The organism is Bradyrhizobium sp. AUGA SZCCT0160 (assembly GCF_018130105.1).
GTDB lineage: Bacteria > Pseudomonadota > Alphaproteobacteria > Rhizobiales > Xanthobacteraceae > Bradyrhizobium.
The window spans coordinates 340,038-363,102 of record NZ_JAFCMD010000005.1 but is presented as its reverse complement, the minus strand read 5'-3'; the positions used below and the strand labels follow the sequence as shown (position 1 = coordinate 363,102).

The following is a 23,065-nucleotide window of genomic DNA, read 5'->3' as shown; positions in this document are numbered from 1 at the left end:
TCTGACCTTCAAAGCCCATGATTAACCGGAACAAGCCTCCACGTCATTGCGAGGAGCTTTTGCGACGAAGCAATCCAACCTTGCCTTGCGATTCTGGATTGCGTCGCTTCGCTCGCAATGACGGGAGAAAGAAGCCGCTACCTCAGTTCAGCTTCGGCAGCACCTGCTTGATGACCTGCTTGCCATCGACGATCTCGACCAGGAAACCCTGGCGATCGATGTCGCCGTTCTTGTCGAAGGTCGCGTCCATCAGGATGCCGGGCTCGCTGGCCGCCTTGATGGTGAGGCCATGGAGATTATCGGCGAACGCCTTGGGATCGACCTTGCCCATCTTCTCGGTGGTGGCCTTGATCATGTAGATCGCCAGATAGCCCTTGAGGCCGTTATGGTCAGGAACGTAGTTGTACTTCTTGACGAACTTTTCCCGGAACGCCTTGATCAGGTCGACCGGGGCATCGGTGGTGAGGCCGACATGGCCGCGCGCGCCGTTCGCAGCATCCCCCGCCAGTTCGACCACCTTCTGGCCGACCAGCGTGGTTTCGCCGATCAGGGGCACGGTGACGGCCTGACGCTTCAGCTCTTTCAGGATGCGGGCGCTTTCCTCTTCATTCAGATAGATGAAGACCGCGTCGGGCGCAGCCGCCTTGATCTTGCTGACGTCGGCGGCGAAGTCGGCCTGACCTGCTTCGGTGGAAAGATCAGCGGCAACCTTGATGCCGAGCTTGGCGAATTCCTTGGTGATGACGTCGCGTCCGCCGCGGCCGAAATCGTTGTTGACCCAGACGATCGCAACCGATTTCGCCTTCACCTCGTCGTTGATGTATTTGGCGACCTTCGGCATCGACGATTGCTGACCGAAAGAAGTGCGGAACAGGAATTTGTTGCCGCCCTGCGTCAGTTCGGCGGCCTCGCCGCCCATGATCTGGGCGATGCCGGCTTCGGCCGCGAGCGGCGCCGTGACCTTGACCGATCCGGAATAGCCGGGGCCGAGCAGGACGTAGGGCTCGCCGTCGAGCGCCTTCTGGACCTGGGCGCGCGCCACGCCGGGGTTGGATTGCGAATCGGCGTGGGTGACTTCCAGCTTGCGGCCGAGCACGCCGCCCTTGGCGTTGACTTCCTCGATCGCAAGATCGATGCCATTTTTCCAGTTGGTGCCGACCGTGGCGCCGCCACCGGACAGTTCGGCCACATTGGCGAGCTTGATGGGGGCACCGGACTGCGCCAACGCCGCTGCAGCCGTCATGGTCGCGAGCAGGATACCTGCCAGAATTCCTGTTTTCATTTCCATCCCCTGTTGTCGTGATCTTTTGATTTTGCCGACGCGAGCCTTGTAATCGGCTACGCGTCCGATGTCGCAGAGTAGCGTCTTGCCATCACGGCGTCGAATGCATTCCCCATTTCGACGATCGACGGCTTCATTCCCGTAAATAACTCGAAGGCGTCCGCGGCCTGGTGGATCGCAAGATCGCGCCCTGTCATGATTTCAGCGCCCCTGGCTTTGGCCGCGGTCAGCAGCGGCGTCCAGAGCGGCGAATAGACCGCGTCGGCCACCCAGATGTCGCGACGCAGTAGCGCCTCCGGCACCGGCGTGCCGCGATCCGGCAGCATGCCGATCGGCGTTCCGTTGACCACGCCGACGGCACAGCGCAGTGCGTCTTCAACGGTTTGCGCAATCCGCACCGGTTGGCGACCGCGGAGCTGTGCCGCAATCTGTTCGGCCTTGGCGCGGTCGGTATCGAAGATGCTGAGTTCGGCGACACCGAGCGCGGCGAGCGCGTTGGCAATCGCCTTGCCGACGCCGCCGGCGCCGATCAGGGCAACGGGGCCGTGACCGGATGATTTCACCAGATTGCCGATCGCCCGTTCAAAACCCGTGGCGTCGGTATTGTACCCGACCAGCCGTTTGTCGCGCACGACAACCGTATTGACCGCGCCGATCTCGCGCGCGGCCGGCGACAGATCGTCGAGCAGCGGAATCACGGCTTCCTTGTAGGGAAACGTGACGTTGACCCCGGCAAAGCCGATGCGCTTGATGCTGTCGAGCAGCGTGCGCAGCTCAGCCGAGCCCTGCCCCGCGACCTCGATCAGTTGATAGTGACAGCGGATACCCAAAACAGCGGCCGCCTCTTCGTGCATCGCCGGCGACGCCGAATGCGCGATCGGAGCCCCGATCAGGCCGGTGAGAAACTTTTGACCGTTCGAAGGCGGGCGTTTGATCACGTCGCTGGGGTCTCGCAGTATCAACACGGGATAGTGCAGGTTTGAGCATCAAATCCGGGCAAACGATACCGCCTTCGCGGCATAACACAATTACCCATTTATTTTACAAACATAACATGATGTTATTTTTTTCGGCCCCGCGCCGCCGGTGCCGCCGGGCTTTTTCGGCTCGGCTCCAGCGCGCGCATTTCCGAGCGCAGGCATTCGATGAAATGCTCGACATGCAGCGAGAGCGAGGCGCCGCGTTTCACCGCGATATACGTGTCGAACCTCGTGGGCTCCACGATCCGAAGCATTTCGACGCCGGGATAACCGCCATGCGCGACGGTGAACTGATCGATGACGGCAATCCCGAGCCCCGCCTTGACCAGCGCGCAGACCGTGGTGCCGAACCGCGCCCGGATCGTGATGTCGTAGGACAATTTATTGCGCGCGAAGATCTCGGACATGATGCGCCCGTAGGGATCGTTGGGGTCGATGCCGATCAGGGGGTAGCGGATGATCTCCGCGGCGGTGACCTGTTTTCGTCCCGCGAGTTCATGCCCCTGCGGCACGATGCAGAACAATTCACCTGACGCCAGCGGCATGAAATCGAGGCCCGGATGGTCGAGCCGATAGCTCATGGCGACGCAATCGCCCTTGCCGAGCAACAGATAGTCGATCGCCTCCTCGATCTTGAGGATGTTGATGTCGATGTGCAGATCCGGATAGCGCCGCCGGATGCGCTCGATCGCGCGCGGCACCATGATCTGGGAAATGCTCGGCACCGAGCCGATGCGCAATTCCGACAGCGTGCCGCGCCCGATCTTTGAGATGATTTCGGTGAGGTCGTCGACCTTCTTGTAGACGCCGTTGATCTGCTCGAAAATATTATGCGCTTCGGAGGTCGGAAAGTAGCGCCCGTTCTGGCGCTGGAAGAATCGGATGCCGAGCGAGCGCTCGGTATATTTCACCAGCCGGCTGATGCCCGGCGCCGACACGTTGAGCAGTTTTGCCGCCCCGCCGATCGTGCCGGTGATCATCACGGCCCTGATAACCTCGACCTGGCGCAGCGTCATCATGTGCAGCAACTTTCGAAGGTGAACCTGAGAGATACTCCCATGTTCGATCGGCGCAAATGATCTTATCAACGCCTTCTCAGGGCGTTCTCAGAGTCTGGCCGCCGCGATCACGGCCCTGGCCGCATCAAGCGCGCGCTGGGCGCGATCCTTATGGCCCATGGTTTTGGCAAGCTCGACCGTCGGGACTTCGAGGCTGACGGTGATATCCGCCGGCATGGCGCGCGCCAGCGACACGAGGTCGATGCCGCCCTCGCCGGGAAACATCCGCTCATGGCGGGCAGCATGGATCAGCTCTTCGTTCGTGGCGGGCCGCTCGGCCGGGCCGTCGCATAGCTGCCAATAGTGCAGCCGGTGGACGGGCACGCGCGCAAGTTCGGCGGTTGAACTCCTCGACCGGTCGAAATGAAGGGCATCGACCAGGATGCCGGCATTGGCCTGCCGCATCGGCGCGACAATGCGGTTGGCCGTGGCGAGATCGGGGACGCAGGTCCAGGGCATGAATTCGAGATCGGCTGTCAGCCCATATGGGGCGGCGGCCTCGCAGAATGCCGCAAAGCTGTCGCTGAAGCGGCCGAGATCAGCATCGTAACCTGCGACCAGGATGTGCCTGGCGCCGAGCCGTGCGCCGGTCTCGAAGAACGCGGAAAAGCCGGCAAGATCGGTCTCGGGCCGGAGCGCGACCACTTCGAGGTCGGCAACCCTGATGCCGGTCGCGTCCAGCCGGGCGAGTGTTTCCTTCAGGCTCGCTTTGTCCTCCAGCGGATAGGCGATGCCGCCGGGCATCGCGGGCAGCAGGCGAATCCCGACGGCGTCATAGCCGCAGGCCGCGGCAATATCGATCAACGCGGGAGGCGCCAGATCGAGGACGGTCAGCGCGGCGAGCGAGAACGACGGCATTAGTCGAAGTCCGCGATGCGGGCGTCGAGTGCGAACATGCCTTGATAGACCTCCGGCTCGCCGCCGCTGAACAAGTCCGGCGCCATTTCACTTGCTCGACGCAATGCGCCAGCAAGCGCAGTCGCGTCAAGCGCCTCGATGATCAGGAGGCCGGCAAAGATCCCCTCGTCTTTCCGCATACCCTTCTCTACCGTCGGCACCGAGGTGCGCGCCAGATCGGTCACCCCGACCTGCACCGCGGCAATGCCGTCGAGCGCGACGAGGGCGTCGGCGAAGGCTTGCGGTTTCTCCGGCAGACGTTCGATGCGCAGTGCGGCGATGGTCGATCCCTCGCCGCGCCCTGCCCGCGCGGTCATGACGCCGCCGCCGCGAATGAAATTGCCGAGCCGGGGCATGGTGCGCTGCGACCACGGCGTCGGGGCGTTGAGCCGCGCCAGATAAGCGGGCCCGTCGAGCACCTCGGGGGTTTCCAGTTCGTAGAGGATGAAGAACCTGGCGATGTCGGCCCGCGCGGCGCGGTACACGCGAACGCCCAAAAAGCCCTTGGTGGTCACCCGCTCGGTGGTGTGCTCGCGCGTCAACCAGTGCCGATAGTCAGTCAGATGATCGGGTTCGACATCGCTCCAGATCGCCAGAAAGCCTGCGCCGCGCATTATTATCTCCCCTTTAAGCCGTGCAGCGAGGCCGGAACCGCGTCCGGCAGCTTCCCCAACTTCTGCACAGCGGCGAGCATCGCCGCGATATAGCCGTATGGGCCGAGGCCGCAGATCACGGCGGTGGACGCGCTCGACGTGATCGAATGCCGGTGCAGCTCGTCCCGCGCATGAATATTTGAAATGTGGACCTCGATCTTCGGGCCTTCGAATATTTTCAGCGCGTCGATCAGCGCGATCGAGGTGAACGAATAGGCCGCCGGGTTCATGATGATCGCATCATAATTACCGTGCGCCGACTGGATCCAGTTAACCAGCTCGCCTTCGAGATTGGACTGGTGGAACGTGACCGTGACGCCCAAATATTTCGCCACTTCCTCACAACTTGTCTCGATCTCCTTGAGCGTGGTCGGGCCGTAGATGTGAGGCTCCCGAATTCCGAGGAAATTCAGATTGGGTCCGTTCAAAATCATGATCTTGATGGCCATCGAGGCTCCCCTTTTCGCTTGATATGCCGCTTCTAGCCGGCAAGCCACTTGGCCGGGACCGTCACTAATGCCGGGAACAGCACCAGCAGAAACAGCACGATAAGCTGGGCGATCATAAACGGCCAGACGCCCTTGATGATATCTTCCATGCTGATCCTGGAGACCCCGCAAACCACGTTCAGCACGATACCGACCGGCGGGGTAATGAGGCCAATGGAATTGTTGATGATGAACATCACGCCGAAGTAGACGGGGTCGATACCGGCCGCCTTGACGATCGGCATCAGGATCGGCGTCAGAATCAAGATCGTCGGCGTCATGTCGAGCGCGGTGCCGACGATGACAACGACGACCATGATCGCGAACATCAAAAGCGTCTTGTTGCCCATGAATGGTCTTAGCAGATCGACAACCTGCGCGGAGATTTCGGAGACCGTAATGAGCCAGGACGACACCAGCGCCGCAGCGACGAGAAACATCACGACGCTCGTCGTCAATGCCGAGGTAACGAACACCGCATAAAGCTGCGACCATTTCAGTTCGCGGTAGACGCAGGTGGCAACGAACAGCGAATAGACCGCGACGACCACCCCGGCCTCCGTCGGCGTGAAGATGCCGAAGCGCAATCCGACGATAATGATCGCCGGCAACATCAGCGCCCAGAAGCCGTCGATCACGGCCTGGGCAACTTCCTTGAATGACGCCCGCGGCGGCGGCACCAGATTTTCCTTGCGGCCCACCCACCACCAGGCAACGCACAATCCGGCGCCCAGCATCATCCCCGGAAAGATACCGGCCAAAAACAGTTTGGAAATCGAGACGCCGGCGGCGACGCCGAAAATAACAAAACCGATGCTCGGCGGAATGACGGGGCCGATGACGCCGCCCGCGGCCACAAGCCCGGCGGCGTAGATCTTCCTGTGTCCCGCCGCCACCATCATCGGCACCAAGAGGGCTGCGAGCGCCGCGGCATCGGCCGCGGCGGATCCCGACAGCGATGAGAGAATGCAGGCCGCGAGGATCGTCACATAACCGAGCCCGCCGCGGAAATGCCCGACCGCAACGAGGGCGACATTGACAATGCGCTTGGCGAGCCCTCCTTTATTCATGATCTCACCGGCGAGCATGAAGAAGGGAATCGCCATCAGCGGAAAGCTGTCCGCGCCGTTGATGATGTTCTGCGCCACGATCTGCGAATCGAACATGTCGATCGTGCTCATCAGCGCGATGCCGCAGATGATCAGGGCGAAGGCGATCGGCATGCCGAGCGCCATGGCGCCGAGCAGCGAGAAGGTGAAGACCGCGATGGTCATGTGCGGCGCCCCCGCGATGCCATCAGATGTCCTCCTCCTTGACGGCGACCAGGTCGGATTCGCGGGCCTGGCCGGAGACGACCTTGAACAGGTCGTAGAGCAGCATGATTCCGGCCGAGACGCCGAAGACGACGCCGACGAAGTAGAAGATGCCGAGCGACAGGCCCGTGGCCGGCGCGCGGTCGTCGATGTTGATGATGGTCTGGCGCCAGCTTCCCGCCAACAACAGCCAGTCGGCATACAGCATCAGGCAATAATTGATGATGAAGCAGATCCGCTTTCCCGCGGGCGACAACTTCCGCACCAACGTATCGACGCCGAGATGCGCATGCTCGCGGACGGCGACGATGGCGCCGAGGAAAGTGAGCCACACCAACAGCCAGCGCGACAGTTCTTCCGAAACCGTGATGCCGGAATTAAAGCCATAGCGCAGCACCACATTGCCGAACACCAGCACCACCATGACCGCAAGGCACAGCGCGATAACGCCCTTGAGCAGCGCGCAATAGAGATCGAGGATGCGTTCCATCGGCGCCGCGTGGAGCTGGAGTTCGTGCAGGGCCGATGGATACCGGCCCTGCCTCGCTGATGTCAGCGGCGCGTCACTTGACCTCTTTGCGGACCCGGTCGAGCTCCGCGTTGAACAGCTTGACCGTATCCGGCTTCAGCGCCGCCGAGATCTTGTCGACCACGGGCTGAGCCGCCTTGCGCATGCGCTCCAGCTCTTCCGGCGCCACGGCGTTGTAGGTCATTCCCTTGGCTTGCAGCTCGGAGAGCGCCTTTTCAGTCTGCAGCCGCGTCTGCTCCTTCTGGTAGGCGCGGCTTTCGTTGTAAGCCTCTTGCATCATCTTCTGCTCGGCCGGCGACAGCTTGTCCCAGAAGATCTTGCTGACGATGATGATGTTCTCGGTGAAGGTATGGTTGGTGGCCGAGACGAATTTCTGAACCTCAAAGAACTTGTTGGACAGGATCACCGTGTAGGGATTTTCCTGGCCGTCGACCGTGCGCGTTTCCAGCGCCGTGTAGAGTTCACCGAACGCCATCGGAATCGGATTGGCCTTGAAGGCGCTGAAGGACTCCAGATAGACCGGATTTGGAATGACGCGCAGCTTGAGCCCGGAGAAATCCTCCAGCTTGACGATCGGATGCTTGCTGTTGGTGACGTTGCGAAAGCCGAGCCCCCAATAGCCGAGCCCGACCAGTCCGCGCTGCGGCAGCGCGTCGATCATCGCCTTGCCGAATGCGCCTTGGACCAGTGCATCGGCCTGATCGGTGGTGGTGACGATGAAGGGGAAATCGAGCAGGCCGAATTCCGGAATGACCGTTGCGAGCGAGGTGGTGGACGCCGACAGCATCTCCTGCGTGCCGCCGCGCAGCGCCGATTGCTGTTGCAGCTCGTTGCCGAGCTGGGATGAAGCGAACTCGCGGACCTTGAGCTTGCCGCCGCTCTTGGCGAGCAGGATTTCCGCGAATTTTTGTACGCCGAAGCTGACGGGATGATCGGTGTTGTTGAGGTGTCCCCAGCGGATGGTCCGCTCCTGGACCTCCTGCGCGGATGCGGTGCCGGCCAAAAGTGCCCCGCCCAACACGGCCGCGGACAGAACTGCAAACAGCTTCATCTCATCCTCCCCTGATGACCCGGTGCCCAGTCGCGGCTTGTTGCCGCGATTTTTGGCTTCTGGGCCGGTCTTTTTGGTGGAAACCATATAACGAAATCGTTGTCAAATGATAATCATATAAATATATGGTATAATATAATTCATCATGTGATCGTAGTTTGCAGCAAGGGCCACCATTCGCGGCTATGCTCGGCGGCGAGTCGCCTCAGCCTTTGCAGGCCCAAAAGCGGGATAGACATTGACGATCATGGAGCAGCAACAGACCCCGATGTCGGCCGGCGACAGCGGCTATCACCGCATTCGCTCCGACATCATTTTCGGCGTGCTCAACCCGTCGGGACGGCTCAAGCTCGACTCGATGAAGGAGGATTACGGCCTCAGCGTTTCGACGCTGCGCGAGATCCTCAACCGGCTGGCATCGGAAGGCTTTGTCGTTGCCGAAGGCCAGCGCGGGTTCGAGGTCGCTCCCGTCTCGATCCAGAATTTGCGCGAGCTGGCGCAGCTGCGAATCCTGCTCGAGCATCACGCGATGACCGAATCCTTCCGGGCCGGCGACATGGAATGGGAAGGCCGCGTGGTGTCGGCGCATCACAAGCTGGCGGCCACCGAGCGCGCGATTCTTACCGCCGGCGACGATCCGGAGCTGCGCAAGCGCTACGACGGCGAATTCCACCAGGCCTTGATATCGAGCTGCGGCTCGCGCGAACTGATGCAGACTCACTCGGTCGTGTTCGACAAATATTTCCGCTACGCCCTGCAATACCGCGGCAGCGCCACGATCGCGCAGCATCAGGCCTTGCTGGATTGCGCGCTGAAGCGTGACATCGAGGGTGCAAAGTCGATCCTGACCGAGCATATCAACAGCTGCGTGGCGCACGCGCTGGCGATCGGGACGCTGAAATGAAACGTTCGGTCGAGTTGTCGTGACCGGGCGCCAAACCGATAATCGCAGGTGGGATGCCGAGACCGATTTGCTGGTGATCGGCGCCGGCGCGGCGGGCATGACGGCGGCGCTGGTCGGCACGCTCGAAGGGCTCAAGGTTATCATCTGCGAAAAGTCCGACATGGTCGGCGGCACCACCGCGACCTCGGCCGGAACGGTGTGGATTCCCGGCAGTCGGCAGAGCGAGGCGGCCTGCGTGCCCGACAGCATCGAGGCCGCGAGAACGTACCTTGCGGCCATATTGGGCGATGACGCCAACGATGCGCGGCTCGCCGCCTTTCTCGCAACCGGCCCAGCGATGCTCGACTATCTCCAGCAAAGAACCAGCGTGGTCTTCATGCCGCCGCCGGTGCATCCGGACTATCACGCGCAGCCCGGCGCCGCGCTTGGAGGCCGGGCGCTGGGTGCCGTACCGTTCGACGGACGAAAACTTGGCGAGGATTTCGCGCGGGTGCGGCCGCCGCGCCGTGAATTCATGGTGCTCGGCGCCATGATGGTCGGCAAGACCGACATTCCGCCGTTGCTGCATCCGTTTCATTCCCTGGCAAATTTTTCGAACGCGGCTCGCCTGCTGGCGCGGCAGGCGATGGACCGGATCAAGCACCCGCGCGGCACGCGCCTGATCATGGGCAACGCGCTGGTGGCGCGGCTGCTCTACAGTCTGAAGCACCACGTCGTCGAGATTCGTTACCAGACCCAGCTCAGCGAATTGATCGAGGACGACGGCAGAATCATCGGCGCGGTGTTCGCGACAAACGATGGCGACATCTGCATCTACGCGCGTCGCGGCGTCGTGCTGGCGGCCGGCGGCATCGGCTGGAGCAGCGAACTGCGCAACCGGCTGTTTCCGGACGGCACGCAGCGCTATTCGATGTCGCCGGACAGCAACACCGGCGACGGCATCCTTGCCGGCGAACGCGCGCATGGCGAGATTGCGCAGGACATCAGGAGCCCGGCGCTGTGGATGCCGAGTTCGGTGATGCCGCAGGAGGACGGCCACCTCTCGGTATTCCCGCACATCATGCTCGATCGCGCCAAGCCCGGGCTGATCGCGGTCAACAGCTCCGGCGTCCGCTTCGTCAACGAGGCCAATTCGTACCATGACTTCGTCGAGGGGATGCTGCGGTCGCACCGCACAGTGCCCAGCATCCCGGCGTTCCTGATCTGCGACCGTGGTTTTATTCGCGACTATGGTCTCGGCCTGATCCATCCGGGAACGCGCGACCTCTCCCGCTTCATCAAGTCGGGCTATCTGTTCCAGGGCGACAGCATGGCAAAACTGGCGAAGGCAATCGGCGTTGATGGCGCCGCGTTGGCCGGCACCATCGAGCGACACAATCGATTCGCCGAAACCGGCGTCGACGAAGATTTCGGCAAAGGGACGAGCGAACTCAACCGCTTCAACGGCGATGCCGCGAACAAGCCGAACCCGTGCCTGCGCAGGATCGGCCCCGGTCCGTATTTCGCCGTGGCAGTCTGGCCTTCCGACCTCGCCAGCAGTGCGGGTCTGCGTACCGACGCCAACGGCCGCGTGCTGACATCCGCCGGGCAGCCGATCCCCGGCCTCTACGCCGCCGGCGCCGACGCCGCCTCGATCTTCCGCGGCACCTATCCCGGCCCCGGCACCATGATCGGCCCGGCCATGGTGTTTGCATGGCGCGCGGCGATGGACATCGCGGGCAAGTCGAACGAGCTGGGTGCTACTTGATCGGCGGCCGCGGCAGCACGGCCTCGCCGGCTTCCATCCGGTAGACATAGTCGAGCGAATACCAGGGCGAGCCGACCTCGGTTGCGGTCGGATGCGCCTCGTCATGCCGCACGAACTCGCCGATCAGCGCCTTGGTGACGCCGAACTGCACGTCGCTGTCGATATGCGGATCGGCGGGATCATAGACCTGCGAAATCAAGACCTTGAATCCCGGCTTGAAGATCAGCGCATGCAGATGCGCCGGCCGGTAGGGATGCCGGTCCTGCGCCTTCAAGAGCCGCCCGACCACACCATTGGTCGGAATGGGGTAGCCGACCATCATCACTGAACGAAACGCGAAGCGTCCGTCGGCATCGGTCGTGAACTTGCCGCGCAGATTCATCTCGGCCTGTTCAGGATCCTGGTTCTCGTACAGGCCGACCGGCGAGGCGTGCCAGATATCGACCTCGGCGCCCGCAATCGGATGACCGGCGGGGTCGACGACGCGGGCGTTGACGAACAGCGCCGCGCCCGGCGTGTCTGACCGGACGATCGAGCCGCCGTTTTCAACGCGCGGAGAATTCAGCCGCCAGAACGGCCCGAGCAATGATTGCGCCGTCTCGGTATTGCCCTGATCGCCATTGTTCAGAAGGCATACCAGCGAGGAAACGCCGAGCGAACCAGCGATCAGCACGACTTCATTGTGGGTATCGGTCGATTGCTTGCCCAATTCGACGAGGATGGCGGCGGCTTCGCGGAATTCAGCTTCGGTCAGCCTGACGTCACGGACAAAGCCATGCAGATGCTTGACCAGCGACAGCATGATTTCGCGCAGCCGTGGATCGGAGGTCCGCTCCATCACGGCCGACGCTGCAACCGTGACATCCTGCTCGCGCCCGATGATCATTCGTCGCTCCCTCAACTCCCACTCTTTCCGTCATCCTGAGGTGCGCGCTCTTGCGCGCCTCGAAGGATGAGTACGGCCCGTGGCCCATCCTTCGAGGCTCGCCAACGGTGCAAGTGCACCGCAGGCTCGCACCTCAGGATGACGTCTGCGTGCTTGCCTAGACGTCGAAGAACACGGTCTCGTTGTCGCCCTGCATGTTGATGTCGAGGCTATAGACCGCGTTACCATTGCAGTGCGCCTGCTGGGCGATCAACGTTGCGCGACGGTCGGCCGGCACCAGCGCCAGCACGGGATCGGTGGCATTGGCCGCCTCGCCGCCGAAATAGATCCGCGTATAGAGATGCAGCAGCAGGCCGCGCGCGAACACCGCGAGCACGAGATGCGGCGCCTGCGGCTTGCCGTCGGGATCATGCACGATGCCCGGCTTGATGGTGTCGAAGGCATAGCGGCCATCGGCATCGGTCTCGCAGCGGCCAAAACCCTTGAAGGATGAGTTGGGCAGCGCCCGCTTGTCCTGCGGATCGGAGAAGCGGCCTTGCGCATCGGCCTGCCAGATCTCCAGCATGCAATCCACCATCGGCTGGCCGTCGCCGTCGAACACCCGGCCCTCGACGCGGACGCGCTCGCCTGATGTATCCGATGTCACGAGATTGTTGGAGAAGGCGTCGTTCCAGTCATACTTGCCGTTCGATGTCAGGCCGTAGGCGAAATACGGGCCGACTGTCTGTGACGGGGTAACGCCTTCCGGCTTGCTCTGGGCCTTGGACACTTACTTGGTCTCCATCGGCGTGGCGTTGCGCCCGCGCAGCACAATGTTGAAGCGATAGCACAGCGCCCAATCCGGCTTGGTATTTTCGAGGTCGAAGTCGGACACCATGCGGTTACGCGCCTTCTCGTCGGTCACCGAATTGAAGATCGGATCGAACGGGAACAGCGGATCGCCGGGGAAATACATCTGCGTCACCAGCCGCGAGACGAAGGAGTGCCCGAACACCGAGAAGTGGATATGGGCCGGGCGCCAGGCGTTGTGGTGGTTGCCCCAGGGATAGGCGCCGGGCTTGATGGTGACGAAGCGGTAATAGCCCGCGCTGTCCGACTGCGTGCGGCCGGCGCCGGTGAAATTCGGATCGAGCGGCGCGGGGTGCTGGTCGACGACATGGACATAGCGGCCGCAGGCATTGGCCTGCCACAGCTCGACCAGCGTGTTGGGCACGCCGCGGCCGTCTTCATCGAGCACGTGGCCGTGCACGATGATGCGTTCGCCGAGCGGCTCGCCCTTGCCCTGGAGCGTGAGGTCGTTGTCGTTTTCGCGCACCGTCTCGTGGCCATAGACCGGCCCGGTTAATTCCGACAGCGTATGCCGCATCGGGATCAGCGGCTTGGTGGGCGAACGCTTCACCGTGCTCTTGTAACCGGGCGACAGCCGCGGCGGATGCGCCGTCAAGCTTTGCAGCGGATAGGATAATGTCATGACTTCCTCCCTGGCATCGCGATCGCAGGCGCCGCCGGATCATTATATGACATAACTAATTTGGGGAAGGGCCGTTTTTGAGCCTCCCAAACCATTGTCTTAGTTTAGCTTTTCGATCGCCATCGCGACGCCCTGACCGACGCCGACGCACATAGTTGCCAAGGCAAGCTTGCCGCCGCGCTTCTCCATGCCGTGCACCGCCGTCATCGCCAGCCGCGCGCCGCTCATGCCGAGGGGGTGACCGAGCGCGATGGCGCCGCCATGCGGGTTGACGAAATCGGCATCGTCTTTGACGCCGAGTTGCCTGAGCACGGCGATGCCCTGCGAGGCGAAGGCTTCGTTGAGCTCGATCAGATCGAAATCGCTGATCTTGATGCCGAGCCGCTCCATCAGCTTCTTGGTCGCCGGCACCGGGCCGATGCCCATGATGCGCGGCGGCACCGCAGCCGAAGCCAACCCAAGGATGCGCGCCCGCGGCGTCAGGCCGTGCTTTTTCACGGCAGCTTCCGAAGCCAGGATCATCGCGGCCGCGCCGTCATTGACGCCGGACGCATTGCCCGCCGTCACCGTGCCGGGATTGCGCACGATCGGCTTCAGTTTCGTCAAACCTTCGAGCGTGGTTTCGGGACGCGGATGTTCGTCCTTGTCGACCGTGATCGGTCCGGCCTTGCCGCCGGGCACCGAAACCGGGGTGATCTCTTCGGCGAAATAGCCGGCAGCGATCGCAGCGCCCGCGCGCTGCTGCGAACGAATTGCCATCGCGTCCTGATCGGCGCGCGATACCTGGAATTCCTCGGCGACGTTCTCGCCGGTCTCCGGCATCGCGTCGACGCCGTATTGCGCCTTCATCAAGGGATTGATGAAGCGCCAGCCGATCGTGGTGTCGAAAATATCAGCGGAACGCGCAAAGGCTTCCGGCGCCTTGCCCATCACGAACGGCGCGCGTGTCATCGATTCGACGCCGCCGGCGATGGCGAAATCAATCTCGCCTGCGCGGATCGCGCGGCCACCGGCACCGACCGCATCGAGGCCCGAGGCACAGAGACGGTTGAGCGTCTGGCCAGGAACCGAGTCGGGCATGCCCGCCAAAAGAAGCGCCATGCGCGCGACGTTGCGGTTGTCCTCACCAGCCTGGTTGGCGCAGCCGAAAAACACCTCATCGACCGCTTTCCAGTCGAGATTGGGATGCTTTGCCATCAAGGCCTTGATCGGGGCCGCGGCCAGATCGTCGGCGCGCACCTTGGCGAGCGAACCGCCAAAACGGCCGATCGGGGTCCGTACGGCATCGCAAATGAACACATCACGCATTGAATCTCTCCCTGAACGCCGCGTTTGGGCCGTTGACCCCACTGAATTGATGGCGAGTTTTAGGAGCGACGTAGCGGGAGGTCAATTGAGGGCTGTCGCCACCGGCGGTGCTTTCGCGGGATGGCCGTCATGTTCCCAGGGCTCAGCTAGGGGTTAGGAAGTGAAATAAGCGGCCACCGGGCGTGGAAAACCGGTACGACGGGGAGCAAACCAATAGGACCGACGGACAAAATTTTGTAGTTTGCGCCCCGCAATGACGATCCAGCAAAACATCCCCGCACCCCCGCCCCCCGAGGCAACTCCGGCCGCCGACGCGACAGCGCGCGTCACGCCGATGATGGAACAGTACCTTGAAATAAAGGCCGGCCATCCCGGGCTGCTGCTGTTCTACCGGATGGGCGATTTCTACGAGCTGTTCTTCGAGGACGCCGAAATCGCCTCCAGGACGCTCGGCATCGTGCTGACAAAACGCGGCAAGCATCAGGGCATGGATATCCCGATGTGCGGCGTGCCGGTGGAGCGCTCCGAGGATTACCTGCATCGGCTGATCAATGCCGGGCATCGCGTCGCGGTGTGCGAGCAGACCGAAAATCCCGCAGCCGCACGCGCGCGCGGCAACAAGAGCGTGGTGAGCCGCGGCGTGGTGCGGCTCGTCACGCCGGGCACGCTGACCGAAGACACCCTGCTCGACGCAAAGACCAATAATTATCTGCTGGCGATCGCGCGGGCACGGGGATCTGCCGGTGGCGACCGCATTGGCCTTGCCTGGATCGATATCTCGACCTCCGAGTTCATGGTCACGGAATGCTCGACCGCCGAGCTTGCAGCGACGTTGGCGCGGATCAATCCGAACGAAGTCATCGTCACCGATGCGCTGTATGGCGATGCTGATCTGGGGCAGCTGCTGCGCGAACTGCCGGCGGTGACGCCGCTGACCCGCGACGTCTTCGACGGCGCCACCGCGGAACGGCGACTGTGCGATTATTTCGCGGTCGCCACCATGGACGGCCTGTCCGCGATGTCGCGGCTGGAAGCGACCGCGGCGGCCGCCGCCGTCACCTATATCGATCGAACGCAAGTTGGAAAGCGGCCGCCGCTGTCGCCGCCGTCGCGCGAGGCCGCCGGCACCACGATGGCGATCGACCCGGCGACCCGCGCCAATCTCGAATTGACCCGCACGCTGGCGGGCGAGCGGCGCGGCTCGCTGCTCGATGCGATCGACTGCACCGTCACCGCAGCCGGATCGCGGCTTTTGGCGCAGCGTCTCGCCGCCCCGCTCACCGATAGCGCTGCGATTGCGCGGCGGCTGGACGCCATCGCCACTTTCGTCGCCGATAGTTTTGCGCGAGAAGATATCCGCACCACGCTGCGCGCCGCGCCCGACATGTCGCGCGCGCTGGCGCGGCTGTCAGTCGGTCGCGGCGGCCCGCGCGATCTTGCAGGCCTCCGTGATGGCATCCTTGCGGCCGATCAGGCGCTGGCGCGGCTGGCGCAACTGGATGCACCGCCAGTTGAGATCGCGGCCGTGATGGAGGCGCTGCGCCGTCCGTCGCGCGATCTTGCGCGCGAATTCGAACGGGCGCTGGCCGAACAACTGCCGCTGATCAAGCGCGACGGCGGTTTTGTTCGCGAAGGCTATGAGCCCGCACTCGACGAGAGCCGCAATCTGCGCGATGCCTCACGCCTCGTGGTCGCCGCGATGCAGGCCCGCTATGCCGACGACACCGGCATCAAGGGCCTCAAGATCCGGCACAACAATGTGCTGGGCTATTTCGTCGAGGTGACAGCGCAGCACGGCGACAAGCTGATGACCGCGCCTTTGAACGCGACGTTCATCCATCGCCAGACGCTGGCCGGTCAGGTTCGCTTCACGACGTCGGAGCTCGGCGAGATCGAAGCCAAGATCGCCAATGCCGGCGACCGCGCGCTCAATCTCGAACTGGAAATCTTCGAACGGCTGTCGGTCATCGCACTTGCGGCCAGCGACGATCTGCGCGCCGCGGCGCATGCCTTTGCGCTGCTCGATGTCGCAACCGCGCTGGCCAAACTTGCGGTCGACGACAATTACGTGCGGCCCGAGGTCGACGGCTCGCTCGGTTTTGCCGTCGAGGGCGGCCGCCATCCCGTGGTCGAAGCGGCGCTGAAGCGCGATGGCCAGCCGTTCATCGCCAATGCCTGCGATCTCTCGCCGGGGCCTGCGCAAACTTCCGGCCAGATCTGGCTGATCACCGGCCCGAACATGGCGGGTAAATCGACCTTCCTACGCCAGAACGCGCTGATCGCGCTGCTGGCGCAGATCGGCAGCTACGTGCCGGCCTCGCGGGCGCGGATCGGCGTCGTCGACCGGTTGTTCAGCCGCGTCGGCGCTGCCGACGACCTGGCGCGCGGGCGTTCGACCTTCATGGTGGAAATGGTCGAGACCGCCGTGATTTTGAATCAGGCCAGCGAGCGCTCGCTTGTCATATTGGATGAAATCGGCCGCGGCACCGCGACCTTCGACGGATTGTCAATCGCCTGGGCCGCGATCGAACATCTGCACGAGAGCAACCGCTGCCGTGCGCTGTTCGCGACGCACTACCACGAGCTGACCGCGCTCTCGGCAAAACTGCCGCGGATGTTCAACGCCACGGTGCGCGTCAAGGAATGGCAGGGCGACGTCGTGTTCCTGCACGAGGTGCTGCCCGGATCGGCCGACCGCTCCTACGGCATCCAGGTCGCAAAGCTCGCCGGCCTGCCGCCGGCGGTGATCGCGCGCGCCAAATCGGTGCTGGCAAAGCTCGAGGCGCAAGACCGCGGCCAGACCGCGCGCGCTCTGGCCGATGATCTGCCGCTGTTCGCGGTGCCGTCGCGCGCCGCCGCCGAGCCGGCACCGCCGAGCGAGGCCGAGCAATTGCTCGCCGCGGTGAAGGCGCTGCATCCGGATGAGATGTCGCCGCGCGAGGCGCTGGATGCGCTGTATCGGCTCACGACCCTGGCAAAAGAACACAAGGCTTGAGGCGCGCTGCGAAAGCGTTCGCATGGATCGCGCTGGTGTACGGCGCCCCGCCCATGCTGCTGTTGATCTCGGCCCTGTTTGAAGGCGGCTGGCGGATATTCGTGTTTCTCGGATTGATCGCGCTGCCGCTGTTGCCGCTGATCCTGATGCAGGATGCGCGCGGCTGGCGGACGCCGTCGCCCGGCGTGCCGCTGGCGGTGGCCGTGGTCTCGCTGGTGGCGACAACGCTGCTGTATTTGCGCCTGTTCGGCGTCATTCAATGGAGCCTGCCTTGGGGCGCTGCGGGCTAGCGTCCTACGTCGGCGAACGGCTGGATCAACTTCAGCTTGGCGGCGAGGCGGATGCTGCGCTTGCCGGCCAATGCGGTTGCTTCCATTTCGGCACCGTTGGCGTCGCAGCGGCCTGAGAAACCGATGCCGACTTCATAACCGCCGAACAGCGGATGCTCGGCCTTCGCCGGAGTGTGTTCCTGATTGACGAACTCGCCCTTCCAGCTGCCGTTCGCCGAACTATAGGCCCCGAGGTAATAGAAAAACGCGTCGCCGCCGAGAATGCGGCCGTCATGCAGCAGCATCACGCCGGTATGCCCGCCGGCCAGGCCGTCCAGCATCCGGATGTCGATCGAGTAGAGTCCGCTGATGATGCCGCCGTCGCCGACCATACCGGGCGGCGGAACGTCGTCATTGCCGAGCGGCGTCATGAGCGCGCGAAACACCGAGCCGGCGTCCTCCACCACTTCACCCGCGAAGCGATAGGCCTGGCCCTCTGCCCTGCCGCGTATACTGAGCGTGACCTGGTCGGAACTGACCAGCGATCTAGGGCGGGGCGACGGGCTATGGCGCCGGGTCCTGAGCCTGGCGACGATTTCGCCGTTCACGATCTGGTAGCTGCCGAAATGGGCGAATGCCGTATTGCCGCCAAGCATCGTTCCGGCATTGGCGTACAGCACGCTGCGGCCGGAGCCCTCGTTGATGTCGTACTCGACCTTGTACAATCCCTCCACGACACCGCCTCAATTCTGCTCTGCCCAGCAACCTAGCGGGTCTGCCGGTGGCGGTAACTAGCGATCTTCCGAACTAATAGGGGCCGTCACCTTCCTTCGCCCCTTCCACCACAGCGCCAGGTTCCACGAGACGCAGGTCGCGAGCCCGAGGCTTAGGCCGATCACCGAGCCGAACTGCAGCGCGGCGACGTGCAGGACGGCAATCGCAAGGCCCAATCCGATCAGGCCCCAGGCGCTGTTGGCGAGCACGGCCGCGGTCGGCGGGCCGCCGATGCGCGGATGCAGGATCAGCATCATGGAGGTGAACACGATCGGAAACAGCGCCATGATGCCGCTGATTTTCGGACCGACCCAGCCTGACGTCGTGACCACGGTCGCGACCAGTGTCGCAACCAGCGAGGCGCGCAGGGGAATGTCGTACCAGCGCCGCACGACCGGCGGCATCTTGACGTGACGGTAACGCGCGAGCAGCGGCACGCAGATCGCAAAGGCGATCGCATTGACGATCAGCCCGCCCGCCAGCGTCCAGTGTACCGCGCGAATGATCGAGGCGAGTGCGATCCACACCGCGACCGCGGCAAGGCAACTGACGACCGCGCCGCGGCGCTGCGCCAGCACGACATAGGTCAGCCCCAGAAAAATCGTCGCGGCGTTGATCGGCAGGCTCGCCAGTGCGCCTTCGGCGATGAAGGCCGCGTCATGATCGAGCGCGAGGAACACGTAAGACGGCCCCGCCGAAATTGGCAATGTCGCAATCAGCGCGCCGATCACCGGGCCCGACTTCTCGGTGACGATGGACGCCGTCACCACGAACGCCGCGGTAATCACCATGCGCAGGACGAGCGTCAGCAGGAAGATGGATTCGGGGGACATTTAAAGCCGTCGTCCCGGCGAAGGCCGGGATCCATAGCCACAATTATTCGTGTGGCGCGAAAGGCGTCGAACATCGGTTGTTGCAACGAGGGGCCGCGGCGTATGGGTCCCGGCTCAAGGCCGGGACGACACCATACTGCAGACTCACACCCGCTTCATCGACACCGCGACCTTGGGGCCGTTCCGGATGGTCTGATAGACCACGCAATAGCGCTCGGTGAGCTTTAGCAGCAGATCGAGCTTGTCCTGCGGCGCGTCGGTTTCGACGTCGAAGCGCAGGCGGATCTCGGCGAAACCGACCGGGGCTTCCTTGTCGACGCCGAGCGTGCCGCGGAAATCGAGATCGCCCTCGGCGATGACATGGCCGCTCTTCAGCGGAATTTCGACCGCGGTCGCCACCGACTTCAGCGTCACGCCGGCGCAGGCGACCAGCGCTTCCAGCAGCATGTCGCCCGAACACAGTTCAAGCCCGGAACCGCCGGTGGCGGGATGCAGGCCTGCAACGGCCAGCGCGCGGCCGGTTTCGACCTTGCAGGTCAAGCCTTCATTGTCGATCGAGCCCTTGGCTTTGAGCGTAATGACAGCGGCTGAGGGATCGGACTTGTAACGCTCCTTGATCGGGGCCTGCATCGCACGGAGTTCGGCGGCGTCCATTTTTTTCTCCCGGATTTTTGTACATCCGGATTTAAAGCCTTATGGAGCCCAAGTCACCACCCAATGTCACCACCACATCGCCTCGCCGGTGGTCGATTTGGCATCGGCGTCAGGCACGTTGCGGTCGAGCGAGCGATCCAGCGCGGTCAGCACGCGGCGCTTGAAATTGTCGAAGTGCGGCGAATTGCGGTCCCGCGGCCGCGCCAGATTGACCTTGATCTCCTCGAACAGCCGCCCCGGCCGCGGCCGCATCACAAGCACGCGATCCGCCAGCACCACGGCCTCATCGACGTCATGCGTCACCAGCATGAGCGTTGGCCGCGTGTCGTTCCAGAGGTCGAGCAGATGGTCCTGCAGGTCGCGCCGCGTGAAGGCATCGAGCGCCGAAAACGGCTCGTCCAGCAGCAGCACTTCCGGCTGCGGCACCAGCGCGCGCGCGATCGCGACCCGCTGCGCCTGCCCGCCGGACAATTCGCGCGGCCAGGCGTTGGCCTTGTCCGCAAGGCCAACCCGATCCAATGCACGCGCGACCTTTTCGCGTCGCGCGGCGGCGGACAACTCAGAAAGGCCGAAGCCGATATTGTCGGCGACGCTCAGCCACGGCAGCAGCCGCGGCTCCTGGAAGATGATGCCGATTTTTGCGTGCGGAGCAGTAATTGCAATGTCGTCCAGGGTCACCGTGCCTGTGGTGGCGCGGTCGAGGCCGGCGATGGCGCGCAGCAAGGTCGACTTGCCGCAACCGGAGCCGCCGATGATGGCGACGATCTCGCCGAGCTTGATGTTGGCGGAAAACCGCTCCAGCGCGTGGACGCCGTTCGGATAGGTCTTGCCAACGCGATCGAGAGCGAGCATCAGGCCGCTCCGCTTTTGCCGCCGAATGCGTCCTGCCAGCGTAGCAGCGGCGCGGTGGCGATCTCGATCAGCCAGTCGGTGGTCTTGCCCACTATGGCGAAGATCACGATCGCCGCGACGATCTGCGCCGGCTTGCCGAGCTGCTGGCCGTCGATCAGGAGATAGCCGAGTCCTTCGGAGGCGCCCATGAATTCGGCGGCGACCACGAACATCCAGCCGAGGCCAAGGCCGACGCGCAGCGCCACCACATAGGCCGGCAGCACCGCGGGCAACAGGATGCGGCGGATCATCGCCGGGCCACTGAGGCGGAAGGTGCGGCCGACCTCGACGATCTTGCGATCGACCGAGAGGATCGCGCCCATCACGCCGAGATAGACCGGGAAAAACACGCCGACCGCGATCAGCGCAACCTTCGAGGTTTCAAAAATGCCGAGCCACAGGATGAACAGCGGCACCCAGGCGATCGATGGGATCGCACGCAGCGCCTGCACGGTCGGATCGAGCAGCCGCCGCGCCAGCCCCCAATAGCCGGAGATCGCCCCGAACAACGTGCCGGCGACGACACCGATGACAAAACCCGAGGCGACGCGGCTCAGCGTCGCGATGATATGGCGCGACAGCTCGCCGCTCTTGGCGAGTTCCACCATGGTGGCGAAGATTTTGGTCGGCGGCGGCACCAGCCGGCCGTTCGAGAGGCCCGCCCAGACCGCGATTTCCCAGGCCAGCGCGAGTCCCACCGGCAGCAGCAGCCCCAGCGCCGGCCCCGCATAGCGCCGCAGCCGCGCCGACGACGCCTTCGTCTCCGGCGTCGTCGCATCGGTCCGTTCCAGCGCTGGCAGTTCAACGGTCATGGCCATAGCAAGAACGCGTCTTTCGAGGGATTGCAAGGTGGCGGATGGCGACGTGTCACCATCCTTGCGTCGTCCCGACGAAGGCCGGGACCCATAACCACCGGCTCAAGAAAGGGACAAAGGCGGCGACCAACCGGGTGCAACAATTATCGCCGCGGCGTATGGGTCCCGGCCTTCGCCGGGACGACAATTATCAATTCGTCGGCAGCGGGATCCGATCATCGATCAGGGCATCCAGCGTCGCCTTGACGTCGACCGTGGCGGCGACGACACCGGCCTGCTGCAAAGCGAGGCCGGCGGCGAGGATGGATTCGCGCTGCGGTGCGCCGATCCGGCTGTGGGTCAGTTCGGTGCGCTCCTTGAGCTGCTTGTCGACGACCGCATCCGGCAGCTTGGTGATGCCGATAAAGGTCTTCTTCAGGTCGTCGTAATTGGCCAGCGAATACTTGCGCGCCTCTTCATATACCGCGAGCACGCGGCGAACCGCGTCCGGATGATCCTTCAGGAACTGCTCGCGTACATTGAGAATACCCCATGTGTTGGCGTCGGGCTTGCGGAAGAACAACTTGGCGCCCTCCTCGACTTCGGCCTGCGCCATCATCGGATCGAGGCCCGCCCAGGCGTCGACGTCGCCGCGGATCAGCGCGGTCTTGCCGTCGGCGTGCTGCAGCAGCACCGGGGTGATGTCCTTTTCGGAGAGGCCGGCGCCGAGCAGCGCGCGCACCAGGAAGATGTGCGGATCGGTGCCGCGCGTCACCGCGACGCGCTTGCCCTTCAGATCGGCGATGCTGGCAATCTTGGAGTCCTTGCCGGTCACCAGCGCGGTCCATTCGGGGCGCGAATAGACATAGATCGACTTGATCGGATTACCGTTGATCTTGGCGACCAAAGCGGCCGAGCCCGCGCTCGATCCGAAGTCGATCGATCCGGCGTTGAGAAATTCGAGCGCCTTGTTGGAACCGGCCGACTGCACCCAGACGACGTTGACGCCGTCCTTGGCGAATTCCTTTTCCAGCAGGCCCTTCTGCTTGAGGATCATCGACACCGGGTTGTAGGTCGCCCAGTCGATGCGAATTTCCTTGAGCGGGTCGGCGGCGAAGGCCGCACCGGGAAGCAAGGTCGAGGCTGCAATAACAGCAGCAAACGCGCGTCGTGAAATCCTGGACATTCCCTGGTCTCCTCATATCCCCAAAAACTGTCTTTTATTTCAATGAGTTAAACCGCAAGGTCAACCAGAAAATAGCTGCCGCGAAAGCTGCGCCCTGAGAAC

At 63.5% G+C, this 23,065-nt stretch carries 23 protein-coding genes; 4 read left to right on the top strand and 19 right to left on the bottom strand.

Annotated features, from left to right (window positions below):
• Positions 1–142: 142 nt before the first annotated feature.
• From JQ558_RS11660 to JQ558_RS11620, 9 genes are all read right to left on the bottom strand, one after another.
• Positions 143–1,282: an ABC transporter substrate-binding protein gene (locus JQ558_RS11660; protein ID WP_212293709.1), complete on the bottom strand. Its 1,140-nt coding sequence runs from the start codon at positions 1,280–1,282 to the stop codon at positions 143–145.
• Positions 1,283–1,338: 56 nt separating this feature from the next.
• Positions 1,339–2,220, bottom strand: a complete 882-nt coding sequence (locus JQ558_RS11655; protein WP_212293708.1) for a shikimate dehydrogenase — start codon at positions 2,218–2,220, stop codon at positions 1,339–1,341.
• 122 nt (positions 2,221–2,342) lie between these two features.
• Positions 2,343–3,281 carry a LysR family transcriptional regulator gene (locus JQ558_RS11650; protein ID WP_212293707.1) on the bottom strand — a complete coding sequence of 313 codons (939 nt, stop codon included), beginning with the start codon at positions 3,279–3,281 and terminating at the stop codon, positions 2,343–2,345.
• Positions 3,282–3,368: 87 nt separating this feature from the next.
• Positions 3,369–4,178 (bottom strand): sugar phosphate isomerase/epimerase, encoded by an 810-nt coding sequence (locus JQ558_RS11645; protein ID WP_212274278.1) that lies wholly within the window; start codon positions 4,176–4,178, stop codon positions 3,369–3,371.
• Positions 4,178–4,831 carry a DUF4286 family protein gene (locus JQ558_RS11640; protein WP_212274279.1) on the bottom strand — a complete coding sequence of 218 codons (654 nt, stop codon included), beginning with the start codon at positions 4,829–4,831 and terminating at the stop codon, positions 4,178–4,180. Before JQ558_RS11640 ends, JQ558_RS11645 begins: the two co-directional genes overlap by 1 nt.
• Positions 4,832–4,833: 2 nt before the next feature.
• Positions 4,834–5,319, bottom strand: coding sequence for a type II 3-dehydroquinate dehydratase (gene aroQ / locus JQ558_RS11635; protein WP_212274280.1), 486 nt, complete (start codon positions 5,317–5,319; stop codon positions 4,834–4,836).
• Between the two features lie 32 nt (positions 5,320–5,351).
• A complete protein-coding gene (locus JQ558_RS11630; RefSeq protein ID WP_212274281.1) occupies positions 5,352–6,632 on the bottom strand; it encodes a TRAP transporter large permease subunit in 1,281 nt (426 codons plus the stop codon).
• Between the two features lie 22 nt (positions 6,633–6,654).
• Positions 6,655–7,161 (bottom strand): TRAP transporter small permease, encoded by a 507-nt coding sequence (locus tag JQ558_RS11625; RefSeq protein ID WP_212274282.1) that lies wholly within the window; start codon positions 7,159–7,161, stop codon positions 6,655–6,657.
• Positions 7,162–7,234: 73 nt separating this feature from the next.
• On the bottom strand, positions 7,235–8,251 hold the full coding sequence (locus JQ558_RS11620; protein WP_212274283.1) for a TRAP transporter substrate-binding protein: 1,017 nt from the start codon (positions 8,249–8,251) through the stop codon (positions 7,235–7,237).
• A 247-nt stretch (positions 8,252–8,498) separates the two neighbouring features.
• Between JQ558_RS11620 and JQ558_RS11615 the strand changes: the two genes are divergently transcribed.
• Positions 8,499–9,155, top strand: coding sequence for a GntR family transcriptional regulator (locus JQ558_RS11615; RefSeq protein ID WP_249119574.1), 657 nt, complete (start codon positions 8,499–8,501; stop codon positions 9,153–9,155).
• Between the two features lie 19 nt (positions 9,156–9,174).
• Positions 9,175–10,902 (top strand): FAD-dependent oxidoreductase, encoded by a 1,728-nt coding sequence (locus JQ558_RS11610; RefSeq protein WP_312014979.1) that lies wholly within the window; start codon positions 9,175–9,177, stop codon positions 10,900–10,902.
• On the opposite strand, the gene JQ558_RS11605 is transcribed toward JQ558_RS11610, so the two are convergent.
• The 4 genes from JQ558_RS11605 to pcaF all read right to left on the bottom strand — a co-directional run bounded on the left by JQ558_RS11605 (position 10,895) and on the right by pcaF (position 14,567).
• Complete coding sequence (locus tag JQ558_RS11605; protein WP_212293706.1) at positions 10,895–11,788, bottom strand: dioxygenase; 894 nt, start codon at positions 11,786–11,788, stop codon at positions 10,895–10,897. The two genes, JQ558_RS11610 and JQ558_RS11605, sit on opposite strands and share 8 nt — an antisense overlap.
• A gap of 157 nt (positions 11,789–11,945) precedes the next feature.
• Complete coding sequence (gene pcaG, locus JQ558_RS11600; protein ID WP_212293705.1) at positions 11,946–12,557, bottom strand: protocatechuate 3,4-dioxygenase subunit alpha; 612 nt, start codon at positions 12,555–12,557, stop codon at positions 11,946–11,948.
• Positions 12,558–13,259, bottom strand: a complete 702-nt coding sequence (gene pcaH / locus JQ558_RS11595; protein WP_212274286.1) for a protocatechuate 3,4-dioxygenase subunit beta — start codon at positions 13,257–13,259, stop codon at positions 12,558–12,560.
• A gap of 99 nt (positions 13,260–13,358) precedes the next feature.
• The gene (gene pcaF / locus JQ558_RS11590) at positions 13,359–14,567 is read right to left on the bottom strand and encodes a 3-oxoadipyl-CoA thiolase (protein WP_212274287.1); all 1,209 of its coding nucleotides are present in this window, start codon (positions 14,565–14,567) and stop codon (positions 13,359–13,361) included.
• A gap of 253 nt (positions 14,568–14,820) precedes the next feature.
• Between pcaF and mutS the strand changes: the two genes are divergently transcribed.
• Both mutS and JQ558_RS11580 read left to right on the top strand, forming a co-directional pair.
• Positions 14,821–17,562: a DNA mismatch repair protein MutS gene (mutS, locus tag JQ558_RS11585; protein ID WP_212293704.1), complete on the top strand. Its 2,742-nt coding sequence runs from the start codon at positions 14,821–14,823 to the stop codon at positions 17,560–17,562.
• Positions 17,559–17,852 (top strand): hypothetical protein, encoded by a 294-nt coding sequence (locus tag JQ558_RS11580; RefSeq protein ID WP_212293703.1) that lies wholly within the window; start codon positions 17,559–17,561, stop codon positions 17,850–17,852. The genes mutS and JQ558_RS11580 overlap by 4 nt, the downstream gene beginning before the upstream one ends.
• Here JQ558_RS11580 and JQ558_RS11575 read toward each other — a convergent pair.
• The 6 genes from JQ558_RS11575 to JQ558_RS11550 form a co-directional block, all read right to left on the bottom strand.
• Entirely contained in the window at positions 17,849–18,565 is a 717-nt protein-coding gene (locus tag JQ558_RS11575; protein WP_212207132.1) for a hypothetical protein, read from the bottom strand. The two genes, JQ558_RS11580 and JQ558_RS11575, sit on opposite strands and share 4 nt — an antisense overlap.
• Before the next feature lie 57 nt (positions 18,566–18,622).
• Positions 18,623–19,438, bottom strand: coding sequence for a hypothetical protein (locus tag JQ558_RS11570; protein WP_212293702.1), 816 nt, complete (start codon positions 19,436–19,438; stop codon positions 18,623–18,625).
• 144 nt (positions 19,439–19,582) lie between these two features.
• A complete protein-coding gene (locus JQ558_RS11565; RefSeq protein WP_192736401.1) occupies positions 19,583–20,092 on the bottom strand; it encodes an OsmC family protein in 510 nt (169 codons plus the stop codon).
• A gap of 66 nt (positions 20,093–20,158) precedes the next feature.
• Positions 20,159–20,944: an ABC transporter ATP-binding protein gene (locus tag JQ558_RS11560; RefSeq protein WP_212207130.1), complete on the bottom strand. Its 786-nt coding sequence runs from the start codon at positions 20,942–20,944 to the stop codon at positions 20,159–20,161.
• The gene (locus tag JQ558_RS11555; protein ID WP_212274292.1) at positions 20,944–21,801 is read right to left on the bottom strand and encodes an ABC transporter permease; all 858 of its coding nucleotides are present in this window, start codon (positions 21,799–21,801) and stop codon (positions 20,944–20,946) included. Before JQ558_RS11555 ends, JQ558_RS11560 begins: the two co-directional genes overlap by 1 nt.
• A 187-nt stretch (positions 21,802–21,988) precedes the next feature.
• Positions 21,989–22,963 (bottom strand): aliphatic sulfonate ABC transporter substrate-binding protein, encoded by a 975-nt coding sequence (locus JQ558_RS11550; protein WP_212274293.1) that lies wholly within the window; start codon positions 22,961–22,963, stop codon positions 21,989–21,991.
• Between the last annotated feature and the right edge of the window lie 102 nt (positions 22,964–23,065).